This is a genomic window from Leifsonia sp. RAF41 (genome assembly GCF_052114085.1).
In the GTDB taxonomy this organism is placed as follows: domain Bacteria; phylum Actinomycetota; class Actinomycetes; order Actinomycetales; family Microbacteriaceae; genus Leifsonia.
In genome coordinates this window covers 2894375-2918799 of record NZ_JBFREB010000001.1, presented here as the reverse complement: position 1 = coordinate 2918799, position 24425 = coordinate 2894375, and the positions used below count along the sequence as shown (strand labels likewise).

20 protein-coding genes are annotated in these 24425 nt (G+C 69.0%); 5 read left to right on the top strand and 15 right to left on the bottom strand.

Annotated elements, in window-relative coordinates:
• The first annotated feature begins 26 nt into the window (after nucleotides 1-26).
• Both AB4Y74_RS14180 and AB4Y74_RS14175 read left to right on the top strand, forming a co-directional pair.
• Nucleotides 27-4394: a LamG-like jellyroll fold domain-containing protein gene (locus tag AB4Y74_RS14180; RefSeq protein WP_441799701.1), complete on the top strand. Its 4368-nt coding sequence runs from the start codon at nucleotides 27-29 to the stop codon at nucleotides 4392-4394.
• A 13-nt stretch (nucleotides 4395-4407) separates the two neighbouring features.
• On the top strand, nucleotides 4408-5898 hold the full coding sequence (locus AB4Y74_RS14175) for a glycerophosphodiester phosphodiesterase (protein ID WP_441799700.1): 1491 nt from the start codon (nucleotides 4408-4410) through the stop codon (nucleotides 5896-5898).
• On the opposite strand, the gene AB4Y74_RS14170 is transcribed toward AB4Y74_RS14175, so the two are convergent.
• Genes AB4Y74_RS14170 through gmd form a run of 3 tightly spaced genes read right to left on the bottom strand, consistent with a single transcriptional unit; the run spans nucleotide 5832 to nucleotide 9198 of the window.
• Nucleotides 5832-7094: a glycosyltransferase family 4 protein gene (locus AB4Y74_RS14170; protein ID WP_441799699.1), complete on the bottom strand. Its 1263-nt coding sequence runs from the start codon at nucleotides 7092-7094 to the stop codon at nucleotides 5832-5834. The genes AB4Y74_RS14175 and AB4Y74_RS14170 overlap by 67 nt on opposite strands.
• Nucleotides 7091-8077 (bottom strand): GDP-L-fucose synthase, encoded by a 987-nt coding sequence (gene fcl, locus AB4Y74_RS14165; protein ID WP_441799698.1) that lies wholly within the window; start codon nucleotides 8075-8077, stop codon nucleotides 7091-7093. Before fcl ends, AB4Y74_RS14170 begins: the two co-directional genes overlap by 4 nt.
• Nucleotides 8078-8079: 2 nt before the next feature.
• Nucleotides 8080-9198, bottom strand: a complete 1119-nt coding sequence (gmd, locus tag AB4Y74_RS14160; protein WP_441799697.1) for a GDP-mannose 4,6-dehydratase — start codon at nucleotides 9196-9198, stop codon at nucleotides 8080-8082.
• Nucleotides 9199-9455: 257 nt separating this feature from the next.
• Here gmd and AB4Y74_RS14155 point away from each other — a divergent pair, with 257 nt between their 5' ends.
• The gene (locus tag AB4Y74_RS14155) at nucleotides 9456-10175 is read left to right on the top strand and encodes an SOS response-associated peptidase (RefSeq protein ID WP_441799696.1); all 720 of its coding nucleotides are present in this window, start codon (nucleotides 9456-9458) and stop codon (nucleotides 10173-10175) included.
• A gap of 19 nt (nucleotides 10176-10194) precedes the next feature.
• Here AB4Y74_RS14155 and AB4Y74_RS14150 read toward each other — a convergent pair whose 3' ends face one another.
• The 9 genes from AB4Y74_RS14150 to AB4Y74_RS14110 form a co-directional block, all read right to left on the bottom strand.
• Entirely contained in the window at nucleotides 10195-11757 is a 1563-nt protein-coding gene (locus AB4Y74_RS14150; protein WP_441799695.1) for a glycosyltransferase family 39 protein, read from the bottom strand.
• Between the two features lie 132 nt (nucleotides 11758-11889).
• Nucleotides 11890-12927, bottom strand: coding sequence for an L-glyceraldehyde 3-phosphate reductase (gene mgrA, locus AB4Y74_RS14145; RefSeq protein ID WP_441799694.1), 1038 nt, complete (start codon nucleotides 12925-12927; stop codon nucleotides 11890-11892).
• 128 nt (nucleotides 12928-13055) lie between these two features.
• Nucleotides 13056-13214 carry a hypothetical protein gene (locus AB4Y74_RS14140; RefSeq protein ID WP_374009484.1) on the bottom strand — a complete coding sequence of 53 codons (159 nt, stop codon included), beginning with the start codon at nucleotides 13212-13214 and terminating at the stop codon, nucleotides 13056-13058.
• Nucleotides 13215-13287: 73 nt separating this feature from the next.
• Nucleotides 13288-14319: an SIS domain-containing protein gene (locus AB4Y74_RS14135; protein ID WP_441799693.1), complete on the bottom strand. Its 1032-nt coding sequence runs from the start codon at nucleotides 14317-14319 to the stop codon at nucleotides 13288-13290.
• Nucleotides 14320-14369: 50 nt separating this feature from the next.
• Nucleotides 14370-15218, bottom strand: coding sequence for a carbohydrate ABC transporter permease (locus AB4Y74_RS14130; RefSeq protein ID WP_441799692.1), 849 nt, complete (start codon nucleotides 15216-15218; stop codon nucleotides 14370-14372).
• A complete protein-coding gene (locus AB4Y74_RS14125; RefSeq protein WP_441799691.1) occupies nucleotides 15215-16174 on the bottom strand; it encodes a carbohydrate ABC transporter permease in 960 nt (319 codons plus the stop codon). Before AB4Y74_RS14125 ends, AB4Y74_RS14130 begins: the two co-directional genes overlap by 4 nt.
• Entirely contained in the window at nucleotides 16171-17472 is a 1302-nt protein-coding gene (locus AB4Y74_RS14120) for an extracellular solute-binding protein (protein ID WP_441799690.1), read from the bottom strand. Before AB4Y74_RS14120 ends, AB4Y74_RS14125 begins: the two co-directional genes overlap by 4 nt.
• On the bottom strand, nucleotides 17469-18404 hold the full coding sequence (locus AB4Y74_RS14115; RefSeq protein ID WP_441799689.1) for an N-acetylglucosamine kinase: 936 nt from the start codon (nucleotides 18402-18404) through the stop codon (nucleotides 17469-17471). Before AB4Y74_RS14115 ends, AB4Y74_RS14120 begins: the two co-directional genes overlap by 4 nt.
• Before the next feature lie 255 nt (nucleotides 18405-18659).
• Nucleotides 18660-19880 (bottom strand): ROK family protein, encoded by a 1221-nt coding sequence (locus AB4Y74_RS14110; protein ID WP_441799688.1) that lies wholly within the window; start codon nucleotides 19878-19880, stop codon nucleotides 18660-18662.
• A gap of 209 nt (nucleotides 19881-20089) precedes the next feature.
• Between AB4Y74_RS14110 and AB4Y74_RS14105 the strand changes: the two genes are divergently transcribed.
• Together AB4Y74_RS14105 and AB4Y74_RS14100 are read left to right on the top strand one after the other, a co-directional pair.
• The gene (locus AB4Y74_RS14105) at nucleotides 20090-20509 is read left to right on the top strand and encodes a hypothetical protein (protein WP_441799687.1); all 420 of its coding nucleotides are present in this window, start codon (nucleotides 20090-20092) and stop codon (nucleotides 20507-20509) included.
• 117 nt (nucleotides 20510-20626) lie between these two features.
• Nucleotides 20627-21241: a dihydrofolate reductase family protein gene (locus AB4Y74_RS14100; RefSeq protein WP_441799686.1), complete on the top strand. Its 615-nt coding sequence runs from the start codon at nucleotides 20627-20629 to the stop codon at nucleotides 21239-21241.
• Between the two features lie 112 nt (nucleotides 21242-21353).
• On the opposite strand, the gene AB4Y74_RS14095 is transcribed toward AB4Y74_RS14100, so the two are convergent.
• Genes AB4Y74_RS14095 through AB4Y74_RS14085 form a run of 3 tightly spaced genes read right to left on the bottom strand, consistent with a single transcriptional unit; the run spans nucleotide 21354 to nucleotide 24354 of the window.
• Nucleotides 21354-22067 carry an SDR family NAD(P)-dependent oxidoreductase gene (locus AB4Y74_RS14095; RefSeq protein WP_441799685.1) on the bottom strand — a complete coding sequence of 238 codons (714 nt, stop codon included), beginning with the start codon at nucleotides 22065-22067 and terminating at the stop codon, nucleotides 21354-21356.
• Nucleotides 22064-23095 carry a zinc-dependent alcohol dehydrogenase family protein gene (locus tag AB4Y74_RS14090; protein ID WP_441799684.1) on the bottom strand — a complete coding sequence of 344 codons (1032 nt, stop codon included), beginning with the start codon at nucleotides 23093-23095 and terminating at the stop codon, nucleotides 22064-22066. The genes AB4Y74_RS14095 and AB4Y74_RS14090 overlap by 4 nt, the downstream gene beginning before the upstream one ends.
• Entirely contained in the window at nucleotides 23083-24354 is a 1272-nt protein-coding gene (locus AB4Y74_RS14085) for a multidrug effflux MFS transporter (protein ID WP_441799683.1), read from the bottom strand. The genes AB4Y74_RS14090 and AB4Y74_RS14085 overlap by 13 nt, the downstream gene beginning before the upstream one ends.
• Nucleotides 24355-24425: the final 71 nt, after the last annotated feature.

Here is a 24425-nt window from a genome sequence, read left to right as displayed (position 1 = left end):
CGCCGACCCGAGGGGACGCAGGGGCTATGCGCAAATCTATCGGCATCGCGGCAGCAGCCGCGATCACTCTAGGAATGGTGGTGGCCGCGCCCTTCGTGCAAGGGGCGGCCGCACTGTCGCCTGGAGTCTCATTCAGTGCCGTCGACCTACCGACGTGGCAGGTCAACAACGAGGTCTACGCCCTCGGTCAGTCGAACGGCAAAGTACTCGCAGGCGGTAACTTCACCCGGCTTTCCCCGCCCGCGGGGACGAGCGGAACGCCGCTCACCCTGACAGGGCTCGCCGTGCTCAACGCGGAGACCGGCGCGCCCGACAGCTGCCAGTTCCCGGTCACGTTGTCCGGAGGAACCCCGCAGATCCGGGCGATCACACCGTCCGCCGACGGCAACACGCTCTTCGTCGGCGGCAGCTTCTCCACCATCGGCGGCGTCAACGTCAACCGGCTCGCGCAGCTCGACCTCCGCACCTGCAAGGTCTCGACGTATCACGCGCTCGGTGGAGCGATCAACGGCGCGGTCTACGCGATCGCCGTGAGCCCGGCCACCAACACCCTGTACATCGGCGGCGCGATGACGGCGATCGGGTCCACCCCGCGCCAGCACTTCGCGGCCCTGAACGCGACGACCGGCGCGGTGCTGCCCTGGGTCGCGGACACCGACCTCACGGGACGCGCCATCACCGTCAACCCGGACGGCACGAAGGTCGCCATCGGCGGCGACTTCGACACCGTCAACGGCGCCGCCTCGCACTCCGTCGGAGTCGTGGACGGCTCGACGGGTGCGAACCTCGCCAACTACCCCGAGCCCTTCATCGCCCACACGTCCGTCACCAAGGCGCTGACGTCTGACGGGTCCGCCTTCTACGGTGGCAACGAGGGCACCGGCGGCGGCGTCTTCGACGGCGTCTTCTCCATCGACTGGAACACGCTGCAGCAGCGCTGGCGCGACACGTGCCTCGGAGCGACGCAGGCACTCCTGGTCTACAAGAGCACCCTCTACGAGGCGACGCACCACCACGACTGCAGCAGCATGAACGAGCAGCAGGACGGCACGCGGCACTACTTCAACGCCTCGTCGACCGACACCCCGACCCTCCTCGGCTGGGACCCGCGAGGCAACGACGGCATCAACGAGGGCATCGGCCCGCGCGCCAACGTCGTCGCTCGCGGCGCCACGAGCGGGAAGGACTTCCTCTGGTACGGCGGCGAGTTCACGCAGATGAACGGACACGCCCAGCAGGGCCTCGTCCGCTTCGGACCCGACGACACCTCGACGCCTCCGGTGCCGCAGGCCACGGCTCAGGCGCTGACCTCCAACGCCATCCAGGTCCGCATCAAGACCGTCGTCGACCCGGACGACAGCCTGATCACCTACAGCATCTACCGCAACGGTGCGAGCACTCCGGTGTGGAGCGGACAGGCCAGCTCCCTCTGGTGGACGCGTCCCCAGGTGACCTGGACGGACACGAACGTGACCGCCGGGACGACCTACAGCTATCGTGTGACGGCGAGCGACGGAACCAACACCAGCGCTCTGTCGACGGCGACCTCCGCTCGGGCGACCGCATCCGGTTCCGCCTACGCGGCTGCCGTGCTCGGTGACGGCCCGAACCTGTTCTGGCGGTACGACGAGACCTCCGGCACGTGGTTGCAGGACAAGTCCGGCAACACGACGGCGGGACTCAACGGCACCTACGAGAACGGCGCGATCGGCGGAGCCCCCGGAGCGATCCAGGGCGACCCGAGCACCGCGGCGAACTTCGACGGCGTCTCCCAGTACGCCTGGAGCGACGAGATGATCCAGGGCCCGAAGGTCTACAGCGTTGAGACGTGGTTCAAGACGACCACGACCCAGGGCGGCAAGATCGTCGGATTCGGCAACGGACGCCCGGCGACCAACAGTGGGAACCCGAGCCTGAGCGGCAGCTACGACCGTCAGATCTACATGACCAACGGCGGCAACCTGATCTTCGGTGCCTACAACGGCAGCACGGTGACGGTCCAGTCGAGCAAGGCCTACAACGACGGCCAGTGGCACCAGGCGGTCGGCACCCAGGGGCCGGGCGGAATGGCGTTCTACGTGGACGGTGTGAAGGTCGGGCAGAACTCCGTGCCGGGCAACCAGGATTACGTCGGTACCTGGCGCGTCGGCTACGACAACCTGAACGGCTGGCCGTCCCGTCCGAGCGCGAACTACTTCCAGGGCGCGATCGACGACACGGCTGTCTACCCGACGGTCCTCAGCCCCAACCAGGTGGTCAACCACTACTCGGCGGCCGGCTACACGGCCAACGTGACGCCGGCACCGGCCGACACGTACGGGGCGGCCGTCTACGGTGACGCACCGGACCTCTACTGGCGCCTCGCTGAGGCCTCCGGCAGCACCGCTGCGGACTCCTCGCTCTACGCCCAGCACCCCGGGACCTACGGAAGCGGCGTGCAGCTCGGGCAGCCGGGCGTGGTCTCGACGAACTCGGCCGTGACCCTCGACGGAACCCAGAACGGCGGCGTGGCCGAGGCCCAGCCGCAGGGGACCACCGGGAGCTTCTCCTCCGAACTGTGGTTCAAGACGAACACACAGCAGGGCGGAAAGCTCATCGGGTTCGAGGATGTGCCCACCGGCACCGGAAGCAACTACGACAAGCAGGTCTACATGACCAACAGCGGTCAGCTGCTCTTCGGAGTCTGGGCCGGGTACGTCGCATCCATCACCAGCCCCGCTTCCTACAACAACAATGTCTGGCACCACCTGGTCGCCACGCAGGGTTCGAGCGGGATGGCGCTGTACGTCGACGGAGCGCTCGTCGGAACCAACCCGGAGACCACGAACCAGTCCTTCACCGGCTACTGGCGACTGGGCGGCGGCAACATGGGCGGATGGCCGTCCCAGCCGTCGAGCAACTACTTCGCCGGCACGGTCGACGAGGCCGCGGTCTACGCCTCGGCACTCTCCGCCTCCCAGGTGAGCGCCCACTACGCTCTGGGAAGCTCCGACACCACGCCGCCGAGCACGCCGACCAATGTGGCGGCCACGCCGAACGGAGGCGCGCCCCAGGTCACCTGGACCGCGTCCACCGACAACGTGGCAGTCGCGAGCTACTCCGTCTACCGGGACACCAGCGCCGGGTTCACGCCCAGCGCGGCCAACCAGGTGGCGAGCGGCGTCACGACGACCAGCTTCACCGACGCCAACGGCCTGGTGGGCACGTACTACTACAAGGTGATCGCCGTGGACGGCGCAGGCAACGCCAGCGCACCGTCCGCCGCTGCATCCGTGACCATCGCGGACACGTCGGCACCGACGGCTCCCACCGGGGTCACGACCTCGCTCAACGGGCAGACCGCGAGCATCTCGTGGACGGCCTCGACCGACAACGTCGGGGTCACCGGCTACCAGCTGTACCGCGGTACCTCGTCCGGCTTCACTCCGGACGCGAGCAACCTGGTCGCTTCGCCGTCGGGCACGTCCACCACGGACACCGTCCCCGGCCTCGGCACCTACTACTACAAGGTGATCGCGGTGGACGCGGCCGGCAACGGCAGCGCCCCCTCGAGCCCGGCCTCCGTGACCGTCGGCGACACCACGCCGCCGACGGCCCCGACCGGCCTGACCGCCACAGTGAACGGTTCGACGGTCAACCTCAGCTGGACGGCATCCACCGACAACGTGGGTGTCACCGGATACACCATCTACCGGAGTACGACCTCGGGCTTCACTCCGAGCGCTGCGACGATGCTCGGCACCAGCACGAGCACCACGTTCGCGGACTCGGGCACGGCCAACGGCACGTACTACTACGTGGTCACGGCCACCGACGGCGCCGGCAACAACAGCGCGCCGTCGGCCCAGGCCACGGCAACGGTCACGGTGACCCCGGTCACGGTGACGACTCCGGTGATGGCCGCACAGGACGCCTTGGTTGCGGCGGCAGTGCCCACCACCAACTACGGGAGCTACAACCAGCTCTCCGCACGCGGTGGTACCGGCACCTCGCCTATCCAGTCGTTCTTGACCTTCGCACTGCCGACGGCCCCGGCCGGGTACGCCCTCACCGGGGCGACCCTCCAGGTCCGTACGTCGGGCGATCCCACGGCGGGCACCACCAACGCCGTCCTGTTCAACATCCTGAACGGCGCGTGGGACCAGAGCACGGTGACGTGGAACAACCGGCCGACGTCGTTCGGAGCAGCTCTCGGGACGCTGACGGGGGCGACGGCCACCAACACGACCTACTCCGCGGCCCTCAACGCCGGCCAGCTGTCGCCTCTCCTCGGCACGTCGACCTCGGTCGTCATGTCGATGGCGACCGCGGACACCGACAACATCCGGCTGTACTCCACGGACAACTCGGCGTCGCTTCGCCCGGTTCTCCAGCTCACCTTCACCAAGCAGTAGTTAAGATCAGAGGATGAACCCGAGGTGGGAGTCACCCCGATCGTCCTCCTCGAGATCGCTGAGCCGCCGAGACCTCCTGGTCTTCGGCGGCTCGGCGCTTCTCCTGGCGGGCTGTTCGACGGTGAGCACAGGCCCGGCGCGGCCGACGGCCGGCGCCACGTTCACCGCGACACCGTACGCCGGCACGCGGTACACGATCGAGAGCCTCGTCTCGACCACACCGTTCTTCATCGCCCACCGCGGCTCCGGTGACAACTGGCCGGAGCACACCATGCAGGCGTACTCCGAGGCGATCGGGATCGGCACGAAAGCGATCGAAGTGTCGGTCAACGCGACCAAGGACGGCGTCCTGGTGTGCCATCACGACACGGATATGGCGCGCACCAGCGGGGCCAACATCAAGATCGCGGAGGCCACCTGGGCGCAACTGAAGCAGCTCACGATCGACGCCGGCCGCTGGCTCGGGCCCGCGTCGCAGCCGCAGCCCATCCCGCTCGTGAAGGACGTCCTCGACGCGTACGCGGGTACGCACGTGATCTTCATCGAAGACAAGCAGGGGACCAACACCAAGGCCCTGCTCGACCTGATGGACAGCTACGCCGACTCCACCAAGCACTTCGTCTGGAAGCAGTGGGTCGGCGCCGGCCAGGTCAAGGCCGCCAGGGAGCGCGGCTACCGGACCTGGGGCTACTTCAGCCCCGAGCTGATCCCGCGCGCCGCAGAGCTGGCCCCCTCATTCGACTACCTCGGCGCGATGCACACGTTCACCGACGACGAGATCTCGGCCGTCGTCGCGGCCGGCAAGCCGGTCATCGTCTGGGAGGTCCACTACCGATCCGATGTCGACCGGTTCCGCGCCTTGGGCGTGGTCGGGATGATGGCATCCAACTACCCGTATGTGACGCGCTCGCTCAAGCCGGCGGCCACCGACGCCTTCGCGTCGGGACTGCGCGCCACGGGCGATCTGCCCTGGACGGTCGACGAGGGATGGCCGGCCCAGCCGGTCATCGACAAACGGAGCGCGTCGATCGCGCTCGCCGACTCGCGGTCGCAGAGCTATCTGATGGGTTCGATGGCCACGGCGCCGCGCACCGCCGCCTTCAGCACCCGGCTTCGCTGGCCGCGGGATATCGGCCCCGCCCAGTCGGGTGCGGGACTCGCCTTCGGGCTGTCCGACGACCACAGCTACCGCCTCGGGGTCGCGTCGGAGACGAGCGGATATCACGCGCTCCTCCACCCCGACGGCAAGCTCGAGCTCGTGAAGCGGCGCGCGGGGGAGGCTGACGGCGAGTCCCTGAACGCCGTCGCCACGACCCCGCCCACCGCCGGTGAATGGGTGACGATCACCGTGAAGGCCGACGCAGAGGGCCTGAGCGTCACCCGCTCCGGTCATGCCGGGTGGACGGTCACCTCGAAGGACACCGAATTCCGCGGAGGCTACTTCTGGCTCTGCAAGGGTGCGGGTGCGGGAACCGTCGAGTACGGCCGGGTGCGCGCCGCCTGAGCCGCGAGGGCCGCCCCGACGGCGGCGATGCCCGTCTGTGCGCTGAGCTCGCGATCCATGAAGGCACGGCCAGCCGCTCCCAGCCGCTGGGCCAGCGCAGGATCGGCTGCAAGGCGCTCCGCCGCATCCAGGAGGGCCGCGGGATCTTCGGCGTCGACGCGGAGGCCGGCACCGGTCGTTTCGATCTCCTCACCGGTGATGCTGGTGGCGTCCGTGGCGGCGATCACCGGCAGGCCGGTGCTGAAGTACGAGGTCAGCTTGCTGGGGACGGACATCTCCGTCAGCCCGGCGCGCTCATTCACAAGGAGGACGTCGGCGGCGGCCAGGGCCTGCTCGAATTCGCCGTTCGGGAGAGGAGCGAGGAACTCGAGGCGATCGTTCGCCCCCATCGCCTGCAAGCCGGCCCGCTGATTTCCGTCGCCCAGGAGCACGAAACGCACGCGGGAACCGCGGCCCTCGGCCAGCCGGGACGCCTCCACCACGGACTCGAGGGCCTGCTTGGCGCCCATGTTCCCTGCATGGAGAACGATGGTCTCGTCCGGCCGCCAGCCGAGACGCGCCCGGGTCTGCTCGCGCACGCCCGGGTCGACGGCTTCGACGTGCGTCCAGTTGCGGACCACGGTCACCCGGTCCGGGTCGACGCCGAGCTCAGCGACCACATAGCGCTTGAAGCGGTCGTGGATGACGATGACGCCGGACGCCGAGCGCAGCAGACGGCCCTCGATCGCTCGCGCGACGCGTCCGGCGAATCCGCCTCCCGTGCCGCTCTGTGCGACGCCCAGGCTGTAGATGTCCTGCACCCAGGCGACGGAGGGTGTGCGGCCGAGCCGGGCTCGCACGGAGGCGATGGCGGAGGAGAAGAGCGCCGGCGTGACGAGCACGACGACATCCGGCCGTCCCCAGCGGGCCGCTGCGGCCCTGAGCCCGAAGACCACCTCCATGACCGTCCTGTTCACCAGTGCGGGGCGCGCGGGAACGGGGTGACGTGTTCGGGTGACCCGGACACCGGCGATGCGCTCCCGACGGGTCAGGCCGGTGTAACCGGGGCTGATCCGCCACGCGGGGTAGTGCGGGTAGCCCACCACCGCGCGCACATCGTGACCGGCAGCGGCGAGGCCCTCCGCGGCTCCCGCGGTGTAGACGGCGATACCTGTCGTCTCGGGCGCATAGTTGAGCCCGATGAAGGTGACCTTCACGCCGCGTCCCTAGCGCCCCGGTACTCGTCCTGGTGCTCGAGGAACCAGCCGTAGGTGCGTCGCAGGCCTTCGTCGAGGGGGATGCTCGCCGACCACCCGAGCGACCGCAGGAGCGAGACGTCGAGCAGCTTGCGGGGCGTGCCATCGGGCTTGGAGGTGTCGAACCGGATCGCGCCGCGGAAGCCGGTCACGCGTGCCAGCGTTTCCGCCAGCTCGCGGATCGAGCAGTCGACCCCGGTCCCGACGTTGACATGCGAGAGCATGGGCGACGTGTGCGCCCGGTAGATCGACGCATCGAGTTCCATCAGGTGAACGCTCGCGGCCGCCATGTCGTCGACGTGGAGGAACTCGCGCTTCGGCGTTCCGGTGCCCCAGACCACCACCTCCTGAGCTCCGACACGGGCCGCTTCGTGGAAGCGGCGCATCAGACCCGGGATGACGTGGCTGCCGACCGGATCGAAATTGTCGCCCTCCCCGTACAGGTTGGTCGGCATCACGCTCCGGTAGTCCGTGCCGTACTGGCGGTTGTAGCTCTCGCACAGCTTGATTCCGGCGATCTTGGCGATGGCGTACGGCTCGTTCGTGGCCTCGAGGGTGCCTGTGAGGAGGGCGGACTCGGCCATCGGCTGCGCCGCGTCGCGCGGGTAGATGCAGGACGATCCGAGCAGCATGAGCTTCTCGATGCCGGCCCGGTAGGAGGCGTCCACGACGTTCGCCTGGATCATCAGGTTCTCGTGGATGAACTCCGCCGGCCGGGTGTTGTTCGCGACGATCCCGCCCACCTTCGCCGCGGCCAGGTACACCTCGTCGATCTTCAGCCGCTCGAAGAATCGGTTGACGGCGGCCGTGTCGGTGAGGTCGAGCTCGGAGCGGGTGGCGGTGACGATCCGGTCATAGCCCGCGGCCTTGAGGCGCCGGACGATGGCCGAACCGACCATGCCGCGGTGCCCCGCGACGAAGATGATGCGTCTGGTGTCGCGCATGGTCACTCCGCCGGAACGAGCACGGAGTAGCCATGGGAACGCAGCAGCGACGTCTGCCGGGCCGTCATGAGATCTTCCGCGACCATTTCGGCGCAGAGCTCCTCGATGCCGATCTCCGGCAGCCAGTCGAGGACCTGCTGCGCGTGGCTCGCGTCGCCGAGCAGGGTGTCCACCTCGGCAGGGCGGAAGTACCGGGGGTCGACGCGGGCGATCACATCGCCCGCCCGGACCGCCGGTGCCCGGTCCGTGTCCACGTCGATGACGCGGGCGATCTCGGAGAGGCCCTCGCCCTCGAAGGTGATGGTGAGGCCGGCTTCCCGGGCGGTCATGGCGATGAAGTCGCGGACCGAGTACTGCTTCCCGGTGGCGATGACGAAGTCGTTCGGCTGGTCCTGCTGGAGCATCAGCCACTGCGCCCGGACGTAGTCGCGGGCATGGCCCCAGTCGCGCATCGAGTTCAGGTTGCCGATGTAGAGGCAGGGCTCGATGCCGTGGGCGATGTTCGCGATCGCACGCGTGATCTTGCGGGTGACGAACGTCTCGCCGCGTCGCGGCGACTCGTGGTTGAACAGGATGCCGTTGCACGCGAACATCCCGTACGACTCGCGGTAGTTCACCGTGATCCAGTACGCGTAGAGCTTCGCGGCGGCGTAGGGCGACCGGGGGTAGAAGGGGGTCTGCTCACGCTGGGGGACCTCCTGCACCAGCCCGAACATCTCCGAGCTGGAGGCCTGGTAGAAGCGGACGGAGTCGGTCAGACCCAGAAGGCGGATGGACTCCAGCAGACGCAGCGGGCCGAGGGCGTCGACATCGGCCGTGTACTCGGGCTCCTCGAAGCTCACGGCCACATGGGACTGAGCGCCGAGGTTGTAGATCTCGTCCGGCTGCACATCGTGGACGATGCGGGTGAGGTTGGACGAATCGGTCAGGTCGCCATAGTGCAGGAAGAGGTTGGGCCGGTCTTCGTGCGGGTCCTGGTAGATGTGGTCGATCCTGCTGGTGTTGAAGGTCGACGAGCGGCGTTTGATGCCGTGGACCTCGTAGCCTTTCTCCAGCAGCAGTTCGGCGAGATACGAACCGTCCTGTCCGGTGATACCGGTGATCAGTGCCCGCTTCCTCATGCGAATCCCCTTCGTGTGAGCGTTAATGGGCACGCGCGCCGGGCGTTCCCGGCTGATGGGGGTTGACCCGGGAATGCCCGGCGCGGCGCGACCTGTTTCGGGTGATGGTCGGGTGTTGCTTCGGGTTACGGTCGACCGAAAGGTGAGACTTTATCAGCTGTCCGTAAAAGTGAGAATACATCGACTTGAGCATTCCCGGCCCCCCTTTTTCGGGGGGCGCCGGGACGAGCGTCGGTGGTCGCGCCTATGCTGGCGGCATGTGCGGCAGGTTCGCGATGGACGACAAGGTCAACGCTGAGATCACCGAGTTCGTGGAGCGAACGGGGCGACGACCCGACGAATGGCGCGCCGACTGGGAGGCCGACTTCAACATCGCCCCGACCGACGACATCCCCGTCCTGATCGACTCCGCGAAAACCCGCGAGCTGCGATTCGAGCGGGCGCACTGGTCGCTGGTGCCGTCCTGGTCCGAGACGTTGAAGCCCAAGTTCCCGACGTTCAACGCGCGGGCGGAGGAGATCGCGACCAAGTCCACCTGGCGGAAGCCCGTCCAGTCGCACCGCGCCATCGTCCTGGCGCGCGGCTACTACGAGTGGCAGGGGCCGAAGGGCAGCAAGACGCCGTACTTCATCCGCTACCCCGAGGGCCAGCTCATGGGCTTCGCGGGCCTCTACTCGTGGTGGCGCGACAAGAGCAAAGACGAGGACGACCCCGATCGCTGGGTGCTGACCGCGACCATCCTCACGTCAGACGCCGTGCAGACCCTGGCCGACATCCACGACCGGAACCCGGTCATCCTGCCGGAGGACATGTGGCAGCACTGGATCGATCCGTCGATCGTCGGCGACCAGGCACTGGTCGACGAGGCCGTGCGAGCCGGCGTCGCCGAGGCCGAGACGCTGCGATTCGAACAGGTGGCACCGTTCAAGACCAGCGACGACGGGCCGCAGCTCATCCAGCCGGTGGACGCGGCCTGACCGCAAGCGGGTCACCGAGTCAGCGGGTCAGCTCGATGATCACGCTGCGGTGTGTCGTGATGGTGCGGCCCCGCTCGTCGAAGCCCATGGCCTGCAGCTCCGGCAGACCGGAGATGTCCTGCACCCCGTCATCGAGGACCTCGATCACCCAGACGCGATCCACGCCCTCGAACCTCCCGCGTTCGGCCGCCTGGGTCACCGAATACGCGCGATCCCCCCACCAGTCGTTGCGGTAGTAGGGGGTGCGGAGCGTCACATCCCGCAGGCCCCGGAACCCCTGCGGGTAGGTGCGCATCGCCAGCCGCGGGCGTTGCGAGGGCTTGGCTGACTGATCGAACACGACGGCGTCGCCCGGGCCGGCGTTCGCCGCCATCGCGGCGCTCACCGCGGCCCAGTCGCTGTCGTTCTTCGCGTACGGCCCGCGCTGGAGCACGTAGACCGGCGCGCACAGCATGACGAAGACGACGGTTGCGATCGTTGTCGCGGTCACGGCGCTCCGTGCGTCGCGGCCCAGCGAGCGTCCCACGACGAGGATTCCCTCGGTGATCAGCAATGCGGCGGCCGGTGCCGCGAAGGTCGAATAGCGACCGGTGTACATCGGGTACGCGATGTTCACCAGAAGCATGAGCCCGGTCGGGAGAAACAGCCACGTCGCCGCGACGAGCCGGGTGGATGCGGGCCGCGGGCCGGGAGGGAGCGCCAGCGAGCCGCGCGACCGCCACGCCCGCCACGCTGGCCAGAGTGCCGCGGCGACGAGCCCCCACGCGGCGACGGCGACCCACGGCATCCCGAACCAGAGGAAGTAGTACCAGATCGACGGGTCATCGGGCGTTTCGCTCAGATACCTGATCTGGCCGCGTTCGGCGTAGGCGATGACGGCCAGGGGGAGCAGCGCCACCACGGTTCCTATGGCGCACAACGCCCACGCCCGCAGGGTCGGCCGGGACGCGCGGGTCGCCAGCAGCACGGCGCCGTGCGCCACCAGCAGCGTCACGAAATAAAGGAACAGGTACGACGCGACCGTCATCCCCACTCCGTAAGCGAGCCAGGCGAGCCGCCGTGCCGTCGGCGAGAGCCGTCTGCCGCCTCCCTCGATCAGCCAGAGCAGCAGCAGAGTGAGCCAAGCCGCGGCGGCGGCGGTGACCGCGTAGGAGCGCGCCTCTTCGCCGGCGTACGTCAGGCGGGGCAGCACGGTCGCCACGACCCCGGCGGTCACCGCGGAACGCACCCCGCCGCGACGTCCGGCGATCAGGGTGACCGCCGCGACGGCGGCGCCGACGGCCAGCGCGCTCGGCAGCCGTAGCGCGAACGGGCTCTCGCCCGCCAGGCGGATCCAGCCGTGCATGACGAGGTAGTACAGCCCGTGGACCGCGTCCACGTGTGTCAGCATCCCGAGCAGGCTGCCGAGCGGGCGCTTGGCGGAGAGCAGCGTCGCCGCCTCGTCGCCCCACAGCGAGGGGACCCAGCTCGCCGCCGCGCACAGCACCGTCGCGACGAGCCCGAAAGCGAGTGCGATCGCCCAGGGTCGCGCCGCGCGAAGCGGGTGACCCGCCCGGAGATCCGGTTCCGCGAGGACGGTCATATCCACAACTTCTAGGCGTCGGATGGGAACACCGTCCAGACAACCAGACAACGCTGGGCGACGCGTGGGCGAGTACTACGGAAACTCACAGCCGGACCCTGCGGACATCGGCTCATCCGGGAGCCCGTGCGGTCAGATCTCGCCTCGCCGTGCCCCCGCCCAGAGGTCGACGCCCGCCTCGACCGCATACTCGTCGATGGCGGCGAGCTCCTCCGCGCTGAACTCCAGATTGCCCAGCGCAGCGACGTTCTGCTCGAGCTGTTCCACACGACTTGCTCCGATGACGAGTGAGGTGACGCGCTCATCCCGCAGCGCCCACGCCAGTGCCATCTGGGCGAGGGACTGGCCCCGTGCCTCCGCGAGCTCGTTGAGTGCTCGCAGCCGGTCCACTGCCTCGTCGGTCAGCCAGTCGGCGTCGAACGAGTCGCCCGCGCGGGCGCGTGAGCCTTCCGGAATGCCGTCCAGGTACTTGTCCGTCAGCATGCCCTGCGCGAGGGCCGTGAAGCCGATCACCCCGACGCCGAGTTCTCCGGCGGTGTCGAGCAGGCCTTCGTTCTCGATCCAGCGGTTCAGCATCGAGTACGACGGCTGGTGGATGAGGAGCGGCGTACCGAGCTCACGCAGGATCTCGGCCGCGCGACGGGTCTCCTCCGGCCCGTAGGACGAGATGCCGACGTAAAGGGCCTTGCCCGAGCGGACCGCAGTGTCGAGCGCCTGCATCGTCTCTTCGAGCGGTGTGGAGGGGTCGGGCCGGTGCGAGTAGAAGATGTCGACGTAGTCGAGCCCGAGGCGGGCGAGCGACTGGTCCAGGCTGGCCAGCACGTACTTGCGGCTGCCACCGCCCTGCCCGTACGGGCCGGGCCACATGTCCCACCCGGCCTTGCTCGACACGATCATCTCGTCGCGGTACGGCCGGAGGTCCTCCTGCAGGATGCGCCCGAAGTTGACCTCGGCGGCACCGTACGGCGGCCCGTAGTTGTTGGCCAGGTCGAAGTGTGTGATGCCGAGGTCGAACGCACGGCGAACGATCGCGCGCTGCGTCTCGAACGGGCGGTCGTCGCCGAAGTTGTGCCACAGCCCGAGAGACAGTGCGGGCAGGTCGAGTCCGCTGCGGCCGGTGCGGCGGTACAGCATCTGGTCGTAACGGGAGGGATTCGCAACGTAAGCCATGACTCCAGATTCGTCCGTGTCGGGCGGGAAGTCCAACCGCATCGACGGAACTGTGGCGAGCGGCGCACATGAGAAAAGCGGCGGCGTGCTCGAGAGCACGCCGCCGCTTTCGCGTTGGGGGGGACGGGTCAGACGCGGCTGCCGCGTCGGCGGATGAATCCGACGATCAGGGTGATCACGAAGAACACCAAGCCGAGGATGGCCAGCCAGAGCAGTCCCTTGATGGCGAAGCCGAGAATGGCGAGAACCGCCCAGATCACGAGCAGGATGACGATGAGAGCAATCATGGTTCTATAAGACCGTGGTTCCGGATCGGGGTCAACGCCAGGCCGGGGCCCTTGCGTCGCCTGAACTTTTGCGCTATCGCACCGGCAGCTTGGTGTCGTCCTGGTGATACAGGAAGTCCTCCAGGGGGTACGGCTTGTGCTGGATGGCTGCGGCGATGGCGAGCTGGCCGATGACGGTCTCGACGACCGCCCGCTCGAACACGCCGAGCCCCGACGGGAGCTGCACGACCGTCAGGTTCGCACGCCCGGCTCCGGGCACGCTCCCCGGATCCGCCGAGGTGATGAGCACCACCGGCACACCCGCGTCGAGCACGGACGAGGGGATGCTCAGCTCGCGTCCGTCGCCGAAGACCACCAGCGCGTCGTCCGACGAGAGCACCTCCATCGGGCCGTGCAGGTACTGGAACGTCTCGAACGCGCTGCTCGGTGTGCGCAGCCCCTCGCGGACCATGAGTGACAGCTCCGCGGCCGCGGTCAGTGATCCGCCGCGCCCGACGACGTCGATCGTCGTGGCGCCGGCGAGTACGCGCCCGACGGTCTCGGCGACCTCGGCGTAGTCGCGCAGCGCCTCCGCGGCCCGCGACGGGATGCGCTCGGCCTCCGCCGAGGCGTCGAGCGCGCCCACCGCATCCAGAAGCAGTGCATAGGCGAGGATCGTCGCGGTGAACCCGCCGGTGTACACCGGGGAGTCCGGGAAGCCGCCCAGGCCGAGGACCGCATCCACCTCGTCCCTGATCGGCTGCTGCGGGAAGTTGCTGATGCCGACGCGCGTGCCGGCGGCGAGCGTCCGGGCGGCGGCGAGCGGTTCCGGGCTGCGCCCGGACTCTGACACGACGATGCTGTGATCTGCGCGCACCACCGACAGACCGTCGGCCACGTCGGAGGCGACGAACGACGCTGCCGGGCGACCGGCCGCCGCGAGCGCCGCGACGAGGGTGTGCGCCGAGTTGAGCGACGCTCCCATCGCGACGACCGCGACACTGTCCTCCGCTCCCCAGCGGGGGAGCGCCGCCGCGGCGAGGTCGCGCCGGACGGTCTCCAGTGCCAGGTCGAGGTTCTCCGGCTGTGCGCGCATGGCGTCGACGAAAGAGGCTGTGGGTTCCATGGTGTCCTTACGTGTTGGGTGGAAGGTTCGGGAGGCGGTCGGCCCGCCGGTCAGCCTTTGACGGCGCCGGCGGCCATGCCGCTGACGACGTAGCGCTGGAAGATCAACGCCACGACGATCGGTGGGATCGCCGCGAGGATGCCGCCGGCGGCCACCAGCCCGAAGTCCGTCGTGTACCGGCCGGCGAACTCGCTGATGGCGACGGGAAGGGTCTTCGCCGCGTTCGACGAGGTGAAGATGAGCGCGTACATGAACTCGTCCCAGGCGAGCAGGAACGCGAACATGATCGCCGCGAAGATGCCGGGGCGGGCGGCCGGGAGGACGACGCGGAACAGCGCGCCCAGCCGGGAGGCGCCGTCGATCCGCGCGGCCTCCTCCAGCTCCTCCGGAATCGTGAGGAAGTAGTTGCTCAGGATCCAGAGGACGAACGGGATGACCAGCGAGCAGTCGACGATGATCAGCCCGGTCACCGTGTCCAGCAGCCCCAGCGAGTTCAGGATCAGGTACAGCGGGATCAGCAGCGCGATCTGCGGCAGCATGTAGGTCGCCAGGAACAGGATGAGCACCGCCTGACGGAACCGGAACCGGAGCCGCGCGAAAGCGTACGCCCCGAGGATCCCGACGACCATCGACACCGCGACCGTTCCGACGGCGACGATGGTGGTGTTCGCCAGCGCCGCGCGGAAGGTCGCCCCCAGGCTGTCCGCGCCGCCGCGGAGGATCAGCTCGTAGCGGCTCCAGTCGAGCGTGTCCGGGATCCACTGCAGCGGCGTACTGATCAGGACGCGCTGCGGCGTCACGCTGGCGATCACCATCCACCCGAAGGGCAGCAGGATGATGACGGAGACCACCAGCGCCGCCAGGTGGAGGAGGATCGAGTTGCGGGTGGTGCGCTTCACAGCAGGCTCATCTCGGATCGGCGCAGCATGCGCAGGTAGATGAAGGTCAGCACGAGGATGACCAGCACGATGATGTACGACAGGGCGGCGCCGACGCCGAAGTTCTGGTCGGAGAAGGCGGTCGTGTAGGCGTAGTACGCCACCGTCTGCGTGCCGTTGACCGGCCCGCCACGCGTCATCGCGTAGACGATGTCGAACACCTTGAATGCCTCCACCGTGCGCAGCACCAGAACGATCGAGATCGACGGCACCAGCATCGGCAGCACGATGGAGCGGAAGATGCGGGGCCAGCCGGCGCGGTCCAGCTTCGCCGCCTCGTACAGCTCCTCCGGGATGGACGTGAGCCCGGCGAGCAGGAAGAAGGCGACCAGCGGGGTCGTCTTCCACACGTCCGCCAGGATCACCATGTTGAGTGCGAGCGTCGGGTCGCCGAGCCACGCCTGGTACTCGTGGATGATGCCGAGCTGCGTCAGCGCCGCGTTCAGCGAGCCGTACTGGGCGTTGAAGATGCCCTTCCACATCGCGGCGTTGACGATCGTGGGGATCGCCCACGGGATGATCACGATCGCCCGGAACAGCCAGCGCGCCCGCAACTTGGCGTTGAGCAGCCCGGCGACGATCAGTCCGCAGACCAGCTCCAGCGCCGTCGAGACGAGGGTGAAGTACAGCGTCCGCCCCATCGCCGCCCAGAATCCGGGGGAGGTGAGGGTGTGGATGTAGTTCTGCAGGCCGACGAACGGGGTGTCGGTCGCCAGAGCCGAGTTCACCTCGAAGAACGAGATGAGGAGGGTGCGGAGGATCGGGTAGACGATCACTCCGAACACCGCGATGGCGGCAGGAAGGAGCAGCCAGAAGGCGAGCCGTCCCTGGTTGTCGCGCTTGCGGCGGTTCCGGCGGCCACCCGCTACGGGTGCCCGCCGCTCCGTCTCGACTCCGGCGACCGACACGCCGCTCATCCGCGGTTCTCGTTGGCGGCCTTGACCGCGTCGTCGAGGGCTTGCTGCGGGGTCTTCTTGCCGAGGAGCGCGTTCTGGATCTCCACCTGGAGCGCCTGCGACACGGTGTTGTAGTTCGGCACCGGCGGACGCAGGATCATCGAGTCGTATGCCTTGCCCGCGGCCGCGAAGACCTCGGGGTTGGCCTTGGTGATCTCCGGCTTGGTGTAGCTGGCCTTCCAGTTCGTCATCGACGACTTGGTGTACTGGTCCTGGACCGCCTCGCTCGTGAGGTACTCGATCAGCTTCCACGCCGCGGCCTGGTTCTTCGACTTCGAGCCGATCGACAGCGCCATCGAGCCGTTCACACCGGGGTTGTCACCGCTCGGGCCCGCGGGCGGCGAGGTGACGGCGACCTCGCCGACGACCTTCGAGATCGACGGATCGTTCTGGTCGCGGAAGGTCGACTCCCAGTTGAGCTCCATCGCGGTCTTCCCGGCCGCCATCGACTTGTCGGTGTCGTCCTCGAGGAAGGTGGTCGACGCCGGGTCGGTGAGTCCGTCATCGATCGACTTCTTCATGAACTCGAGCGCCTGCACGCCCGCGCCCTTGTTGATGTCGAGCTTCCCGCTGTCGTCGGTGAACTGACCGCCGTAGGCGCCCAGCATCACCGCGTAGTCGCAGATCAGGGCCTCTGCCTGCGCCCAGCTCCACGCGAGCGGGTACTGGACGACACCCGCGTCCTTCAGCTTCTTCGCGACCGCTAGCACGCCGTCCCAGGTCTTCACGTCGTCGCCGGAGGCGCCGACCTTGGCGAGCATGTCCTTGTTGTAGAAGAACAGCTTCGTGGAGGGGCCCCACGGCACCCCGTAGTACTTGCCCTTGTATTCGGCGCTGGAGAGCGCGCCGCCGAGCATGTCCGACTTCCAGCTGGACGGGAACTGCTTCGTCACGTCCGTGATGATCCCCTTGGAGGCGAACTCGGCCGGCCAGATGACGTCCGACAGGACGACGTCGTAGGTGCCCGCCGGAGCCGAGGTGACGATCTTGTCGTGCAGCGCCTCGTAGGCGACGAAGGTCGGCTTGACGGTGATCTTCGGGTTCTTGGCCTCGAAGTCCTTGATCATCGTGTTGATGTCGGTCTCCGAGTAGCCCGCCTGCTTCATGAACAGGGCGTTGATCGTGCCCGTCCCGTCGCCCTGGCCGCCCGACGAGGTGCCCGCGCCGGTGACACTGCAGGCGCTGAGGGCGAGCGCCGCGGTGGCGGCGATCCCGATGCCCGCGAGAGCGCGGCGGCGCCCCCTGGATGTGATTCTCATGACTTCCTCCGTGTGTTCGATGGTGCGAAGGGGACGACAGTGGCCGCCTCCGTGAGCCGCCGGGCGAGCGCGAGAGCGCCGCGCACCGGGGCGACATCCAGCAGGTGGATGGAGTGGGTGAGTCCGCGGGCGCGCAGGCGCTCGCCGAGGGCGTCGAAGAGCCGGGGCTGGTGGCTGACCACCCCGCCGGCGCAGACGACGTCGGTGCCGATGGCGCCGCGCTCGTGCACCAGCTGCACGCTGCGGGCCAGCTCGTCCGCGGCCGCCTCGATGACGCGCGTCGCGCGGACGCTGCCGGCGTCGGCGGCGGCGAAGACGAGCGGGGCCGCGGCGCCCCAGGCGGTGACGCGCGGGTGCACGGTGAGCGCGTTCGAGAGGCCGACGATCTCGTCGACGCCGAAGTGGGCGTAGAGCGCGTCGGCGAGGGCGTCGCGCGGCTCGTCCTCGTCGACCGCGTCGAACAGGGTGCGGACGGCGTCGCGGACCAGGGCGGGGGCGCTTCCGGGGTCGTTCAGGATGTAGCCGTAGCCGCCGGCGCTGACCAGCGAGCCGTCGACGCGGCGGCCGACGACTTTGCTGCCGGTGCCGGCGATCACCGCGATCGCCTCATCGAAGCCTGCGGCGGGGCCGACCAGCTCGACGTCGTTCACCGCGAGGGCCGGTCCGTCGTGCAGCTCGGCGAGCGTCTCCGAGAAGGCGAGCGTCTGGGCTTCGCTGTCGAGACCGTGGGCGCCGACGACGAGGGGGGCGTTGTCCGCCCCGGGCACAGCATCCATCAGGGCGAGGAGGTTCCGGACGTTGTCCTCCGAGTGGAGGAGGCCGCCGTGCTGCCAGTCGGCGGTCTTGACCGACCGGTCGAGGAGCCCGGCGCCGGCGTCGTCCTCGACGCACACGTGCGTCTTGGTGCCGCCGATGTCGATTCCGACGATCACGTCTGCTCCTCTGCGTCGTTGAAGGGGCCTTCTTCTTTCCTATCGGAGTGAGAAGAAGTTGAGCACAAACCTATGGGTGCCCTCCGTCGATGTCAAGCGTTCCCTGGCTGCCCCATTCGTCACGAATGTCGCTTTTGGCGCCGCCTAAACGTCCATTCGTCACGAATGTGGCCTGGAGCGATTCGTCACGAATGTCCTGAATGGTGCCGTCATACCGCACATTCGGCACGAATCGCGATGGGGGAAGGGGCTGGGTCAGAAGGCGAGGTAGGCGAAGCCGTTGACCTCGGCCGCGGCGAGTTCGGCGGCGCCCAGGAGGACGGCATCCTCCCGGTGCGTGGCCGGCTCGATGCGGGGCACGCGAATGATGCGGCCGCGCAAGCGCTCCTGGATGCCCGGAATGACTGTGTCCGCACTGCCGACGAAGCTGCTGCCGACCACGACGAGCTCGGGGTCGAGGACGATGACCAGCGCCGCCACCGCGATGGCGACCATATCGAGGATCTCGTCCGCCAGCTCCTGCGCGTCCGAGTTGCCGTCGCGTGCCAGCTCGAACACGTCCTCGGCGGTAAGCGAGCCGGTCGACGGGATCGGGATGCCGCGCTCGCGCGCACGATCGGTCAGTGCGAGCGAGCCGATGCGGTCTTCGAGGTCGCCGCGTGCGTCGTAGGAGCGCTCGAGCGACGACCGCTCCATCAGCAGGTAGCCGATCTCGCCCGCCTCCGCGCGTGCGCCGCGATGCAGTTCGCCGTTGGCGACGATCCCGGCGCCCAGCCCGTTCTCGAGGAAGAGCGCAACCAGACTGGAGAGCCCGCGGCCGGCGCCCGCGTGCAGCTCCCCGTAGGCGAGGGCGTTGGCGTCGTTCTCGACGACGACCGGCAGCGGCGTCCGCTTGCGCAGCAGCGCGCCGAAGTGGACCCCGGTCCAGCCGAACTCCGGCATGGTGCCGACCACGCCGTCCGGCTGCTGCACGACTCCGGGAACGGCGACGCCGACCGCGAGGCAGGGGGTGCCCATCGAGTCGGCGGTGGCGATGAGGTCGTCGAAGAGGCGGAAGACCTTGTTCAGCTGTCGGTCCTGGTCGTGCGCGGTGTCATCCGTTCCCGGGACGTCGGGCTCGCGGCGCCCGAGAGCGACGGACCTGCGGAAGACGACCTTCCCGTCGAAGTCGACCAGGATGCCGGTGACCGTCTCGGCGCGCAATTGGATGGCGGCGACCAGGCGCGAACTGCCCGCATAGCGCAGCAGGACGGAGGGTCGGCCACCGGTGGACGGCTCCTGGCCGGCGGGCACGACGAGGCCGTCCTCGATGAGGGAGGCGGTGAGCCGGTTGATGGTGGCAGGGCTCAGCCCGGTCTTGGCGCCGAGCTGCTGCCGCGAGAGGGCACCCGATTCGCGGAGCGCCTCGATGATGGCCGTCTGGTTGACGCGCGCGAGGGTGCTCGTGGTCGCCGTCGCCCGCGTCCGTTTCGCCACCGGGGCCTCCTCATCCTGCCGCGGCCCGCACCGCCTCGGTGAACTTTACTATCGGACTGGATGGATGTGCGTGCGCCCGTGCCGTCGGGCTCAGCATAGCGACGGCGATTCCTGGTCGGCTCAGGTGGAGCCCGCACAGGGTACCCCGCTGTGGGGGCACTCGGAATGGGGCGAGCAGCCGCGGGATCGGGAGGCCTACCGTGGGCCGCATGTTCCGGTTCCCCCGTGCGACGAGCCGGCGGCGGCCCGACCCCGCCGCCGGCTCGATGCTGGCCGGCGCGATGGCGGGTGGTATCCGTGACATCTACGGGCACACCATCACCTACGTCGCGGCGGACCTGGACTACGTGGAGCGCCTCTTCGTCGACCTCGGTTCGGATGAGGGCTTCGTGGGTGACGAGTTCACGCTCCAGAGCCTCGGCTGCCTGATCGGAGAGATCCTGGTGCGGACGGACGGCGGCCACTGGAGTGTCGCCGCTCACTGGCGTGCGGCGCCCTCCGATGCGGGGCTCGAGGTGGTGCTGCCGAACGGCCGGGCGGTGAACCCGATCCGGGCGGCCTACGACCGCGCCGACAGGGGCGCGGACTCCTCCGTCATCCGCTTCCGCGAGGTTGCCCTCGCCTCCTGAGTCCGGATCCGTCGGGCGGCCTGTGCCGCGACGGGGTCTTGACGCGCCTCCACGTCGGGTCGTACCGTGTATTCAACCGAAACGTTGAATACGCGAATCGCAGTGGAGGAGTTCCTCATGACCCAGGTCATCGCAGATATTTCCGTCTCCCTCGACGGCTTTGTGGCCGGACCGAACGTCGCCCTGGACAACGGGATGGGCGACGGCGGAGACGCCCTGCACGCCTGGGCGTTCTCCGACGACCCCGACGAGCAGGGGCTGCTCGAGCAGGGCACGAACCGCTCCGGCGCCGTCATAATGGGTCGCCGCCTGTTCGACATCATCGACGGCCCGGACGGCTGGAGCGACGAGGTCGGCTATGGCGCCGCCGAAGTGGGCAGGCCACCGTTCATCGTCGTGACCAGTGCGGCGCCGACGTCGGTCCGGCTGTCCGAACTCGACTGGACCTTCGTCACGACCGGACTCGCGGACGCCATCCGTACCGCCCGCGAGCGGGCCGAGGCGGCCTCAGCGGCGAGCGGACGCGACCTCGATGTCGTCCTGATGGGCGGAGGGGCGGTGATCGGCTCCGCGGTTGCCGCGGGACTCGTCGACATCCTGACCCTGCACCTGGCGCCGGTGCTGCTCGGGTCGGGTACTCCGTTGTTCGTGGATGCGCCTCCGCGGACCCTGCGCCAGCGGTCGGCGGTGGTCACGCCCGCCGCCACGCACCTGACCTACGACGTGCTCTGAGCGCGCCGACCCTGACGCCGCGGCGTAACGAAGGAGAATCGGGCCAGGACCTCCTTCGATTGGTAGTCCTGCAGGAGATTCAAACGATGCGCGTTCGAAACTCCTGCAAGGGTCACGCGGGGAGGGCCAGCCCGGTGAGGTTGGCGAGCCGCTCGATCAGAGCTGCTTGGAACGCCGGGTCGACCGTTGCCGGGTGAGGCTTTCTGGTCTGCCGGTGGTGCCAGTACCCGCCGGTGACGGGCCGGATCTCAGACGCATCCGCCGTCGCCAGCCAGTCCTGGGTGCGGTGCCCCTCCTCGAGGTCGTCCGGGGCGCCGCGGCCGCCCATTCGCGTCGGCACCCAGCCGGGATCGACGGCGTGCGACAGGGTCGTCGTTCGGTCCGCCACAGCCATCGCGAGCGCTGTGACCAGCAGCTTGCTGGTCGAGTAGTCGCCCCGGCCGGCGAACGCACGCTCGAGGTCCGCGGAACCGGAGAGGTGCATCCCGCTGCTGAGCACGATCGAGCGCTGCGGCGCGGGCAGCGTCGCCATGAGGATGTACGGCGCGATCACGTTCACGGCGGTCACCGGCCCGTCGATCACTCCCGCGTTGTGGATGACCGCGTCGAAGCGGCCGAACTCGGCCGCGCGCCGGGCGACATCCCGCGTCTCCGCATCGTCGGAGAGGTCCCCGAACACGAGGGCGTGCATCCGATCGCGCACCGAGGCGTCGGTGATCCGGTCGGGCCGCCGTGCGTGCAGGACGACCTGGTGACCGGCGCGCGCGAGCGTCTCGGCCGTGGCGAGCCCCAGGCCCGTGGATGCGCCGGTCACCAGGATCATCATGCGTTCTCCGTCTCCAGCAGCACCTTGATGGCCCGGCGCTCGTCCATTGCTCGGTACCCCTCGGCCGCCCGGTCGAGCGGGAGGGTGAGGTCGAAGACCGCGCCGGCATCGATCTCATCATTCATGATCAGCTCGATCAGGTCAGGAAGGAAGCGGCGGACCGGTGCCGGTCCGCCGTGCAGGTGCACGCCCGAGAAGAACAGTTCGAGGCCGGGCAGTTCGACGTCGTGCGAGACGCCGACGTAACCGACGTGCCCGCCCGGGCGGGTGGAGCGGATCGCCTGCATCATCGATTCCTGGGTGCCGACCGCCTCGATCACCGAGTGCGCGCCGAGTCCACCGGTGAGCTCCTTGATCTTCGCGACCCCGTCAGCGCCGCGCTCCTCGACGATGTCGGTCGCTCCGAACCGGAGGGCGAGCGCCTGGCGGTCGGCGTGGCGACTCATCGCGATGATGCGGTCCGCGCCGAGCTGCTTCGCCGCGAGGACACCGAGCAGCCCGACCGCGCCGTCGCCGACGACGGCGACCGTCTTGCCCGGCCCGGCCTCGGCGGCCACCGCGGCGAACCATCCCGTGCCGAGCACGTCGGAGGCGGCGAGCAGCCCGCGGACCTGCTTCGGGGTCGGCGCGGTCGGCGTCGCGACGAGGGTGCCGTCGGCCAGAGGGACGCGCAGCAGCTCGGCCTGCGTGCCGAGAGCGCCCATGGGTACGGCGTGCACGCACCGCGACTGGTAGCCGGACTGGCAGATCTCGCAGGTGTTGTCGGACGCGAAGAACGACCCGACGACGAAGTCGCCGACCTTCACGTTCGTCACGTCGTCGCCGACCTGCTCGACGACGCCGACGTACTCGTGTCCCATCGGGGTGGGCTCGGTGACGGCGTCGGTTCCGCGGTACGGCCAGAGGTCCGAGCCGCAGATGCAGGCGGCCGAGACGCGGATGATCGCGTCGGTCGGCTCCTGGATGGCCGGGTCGTCGCGTTCTTCGACGCGGACGTCCCCGGGGGCGTACATGACTACTCCACGCATGTGGGTGTTCCTTCCGTTGAGGGGATGGTGGTGGGGCCGGCCGGAGCGTGCGCCCGGGCCGGACGTGCGAGGAAGACGAGGCCGGATGCGGCCGCCATGAGGATCGAGATCGTCGTGACGAGCCCGAGCGGCAGGATGCTGAGCGACCCCGCGATGCCGACCAGCGGAGCCGCGATGCCGCCGAAGGCGAATCGCGCCGCGCCCAGGAGAGAGGATGCGGTGCCCGCGATCTGCGGGTAATCGGCGAGGGCGAGTGTGGTCGAAGGAGGGCTGGTGATCGCGGTGCCCGCCGCCAGGAGGAACAAGGAGACGATCACCACGGCCAGCGGCACGTGCGTTAAGCCGGCGACCAGGAGCCCAGCGGCGCCCAGCCCGGCGGCCGCCAGACCCGTGACGAGCGTCCCCAGGACGCTCCACCGCTCGCTCGCGCGTCCGGCGAGGTAGCCGAACGCCATGAACCCGGCGGAGTTGAGCCCGAAGGCGAGGGCGTATCCCTGAGGCGACAGGCCGTAGATGCCCTGCAGCACATAGGTCGCGCCGCTGAGGTAGGCGAACAGCGCCGCGTAGACGAAGCCCTGCGCGACGACCGATCCGACGAAGCGACGGTCGGAGAACAACAGCCGCATGTCCCGGCCGATGACGGCGAAACCTGCCGCTGTCCGCGCTTCGCGGGCCAGCGTCTCCGGCAACCCGAATGCCACCCAGGCGAGGATGACGGCGCCGATCACGGACAGGACCAGGAACAGACCACGCCAATCCAGCACCGCCGTCAATGCGCCGCCGAGCAGTGGGCCGACGATCGCAGCGAACCCGCCGATCACGGTCAGTCGTCCGTAGAACCGGATCAGCCGTCCTCCCTCGTACACGTCCCGACCGGCGGCCTGCGCGATAACGATGCCCACGCCGCCGGCGATCCCCTGGACGAGACGGGCGGCGATCAGGACCTCGACGGTCGGGCTCGCGGCGCAGAGCGCAGAGACGATGACGTACGCCGTCACTCCGATCAGCACGGGCCCGCGCCGCCCGAACCGGTCGGAGAGCGGTCCGGCGATCAGCTGCCCGGCGGCGAGGCCGATCAGGCAGGCGGTGACCGTCAGCTGGGCCAGGGAGGTTGCCGCGCCCAGCTCGGCGGTCAGGGCCGGAAGCGCGGGAAGGTAGAGGTCCATGGAGATGGGTCCGAAGACCGTCAGCACCAGGAGGAGCGTCGCCAGCGCTCGGCCGGCGCGCACCCGGTGGACGGGGGCGAGGGTTTCTGTCACGAACACCAGCAAAGCCGGACCCCCGCGCACGAGGGAGTCCCTGACAAGAGGTGTACTGGCAGAGCATCCCT

What these genes read in the sequence shown, in the direction of transcription:
- AB4Y74_RS14150 (WP_441799695.1), bottom strand. Translation starts at nt 11,757, where the DNA reads ATGACCGTCCTCGCGGAACCGGATCTCCGGGCGGGTCACCCGCTTCGC.
- mgrA (WP_441799694.1), bottom strand. Translation starts at nt 12,927, where the DNA reads ATGGCTTACGTTGCGAATCCCTCCCGTTACGACCAGATGCTGTACCGC.
- AB4Y74_RS14140 (WP_374009484.1), bottom strand. Translation starts at nt 13,214, where the DNA reads ATGATTGCTCTCATCGTCATCCTGCTCGTGATCTGGGCGGTTCTCGCC.
- AB4Y74_RS14090 (WP_441799684.1), bottom strand. Translation starts at nt 23,095, where the DNA reads ATGCGTGGAGTAGTCATGTACGCCCCCGGGGACGTCCGCGTCGAAGAA.
- gmd (WP_441799697.1), bottom strand. Translation starts at nt 9,198, where the DNA reads ATGAGGAAGCGGGCACTGATCACCGGTATCACCGGACAGGACGGTTCG.
- AB4Y74_RS14135 (WP_441799693.1), bottom strand. Translation starts at nt 14,319, where the DNA reads ATGGAACCCACAGCCTCTTTCGTCGACGCCATGCGCGCACAGCCGGAG.
- AB4Y74_RS14180 (WP_441799701.1), top strand. Translation starts at nt 27, where the DNA reads ATGCGCAAATCTATCGGCATCGCGGCAGCAGCCGCGATCACTCTAGGA.
- AB4Y74_RS14120 (WP_441799690.1), bottom strand. Translation starts at nt 17,472, where the DNA reads ATGAGAATCACATCCAGGGGGCGCCGCCGCGCTCTCGCGGGCATCGGG.
- AB4Y74_RS14095 (WP_441799685.1), bottom strand. Translation starts at nt 22,067, where the DNA reads ATGATGATCCTGGTGACCGGCGCATCCACGGGCCTGGGGCTCGCCACG.
- fcl (WP_441799698.1), bottom strand. Translation starts at nt 8,077, where the DNA reads ATGCGCGACACCAGACGCATCATCTTCGTCGCGGGGCACCGCGGCATG.
- AB4Y74_RS14155 (WP_441799696.1), top strand. Translation starts at nt 9,456, where the DNA reads ATGTGCGGCAGGTTCGCGATGGACGACAAGGTCAACGCTGAGATCACC.
- AB4Y74_RS14125 (WP_441799691.1), bottom strand. Translation starts at nt 16,174, where the DNA reads ATGAGCGGCGTGTCGGTCGCCGGAGTCGAGACGGAGCGGCGGGCACCC.
- AB4Y74_RS14105 (WP_441799687.1), top strand. Translation starts at nt 20,090, where the DNA reads ATGTTCCGGTTCCCCCGTGCGACGAGCCGGCGGCGGCCCGACCCCGCC.
- AB4Y74_RS14100 (WP_441799686.1), top strand. Translation starts at nt 20,627, where the DNA reads ATGACCCAGGTCATCGCAGATATTTCCGTCTCCCTCGACGGCTTTGTG.
- AB4Y74_RS14175 (WP_441799700.1), top strand. Translation starts at nt 4,408, where the DNA reads ATGAACCCGAGGTGGGAGTCACCCCGATCGTCCTCCTCGAGATCGCTG.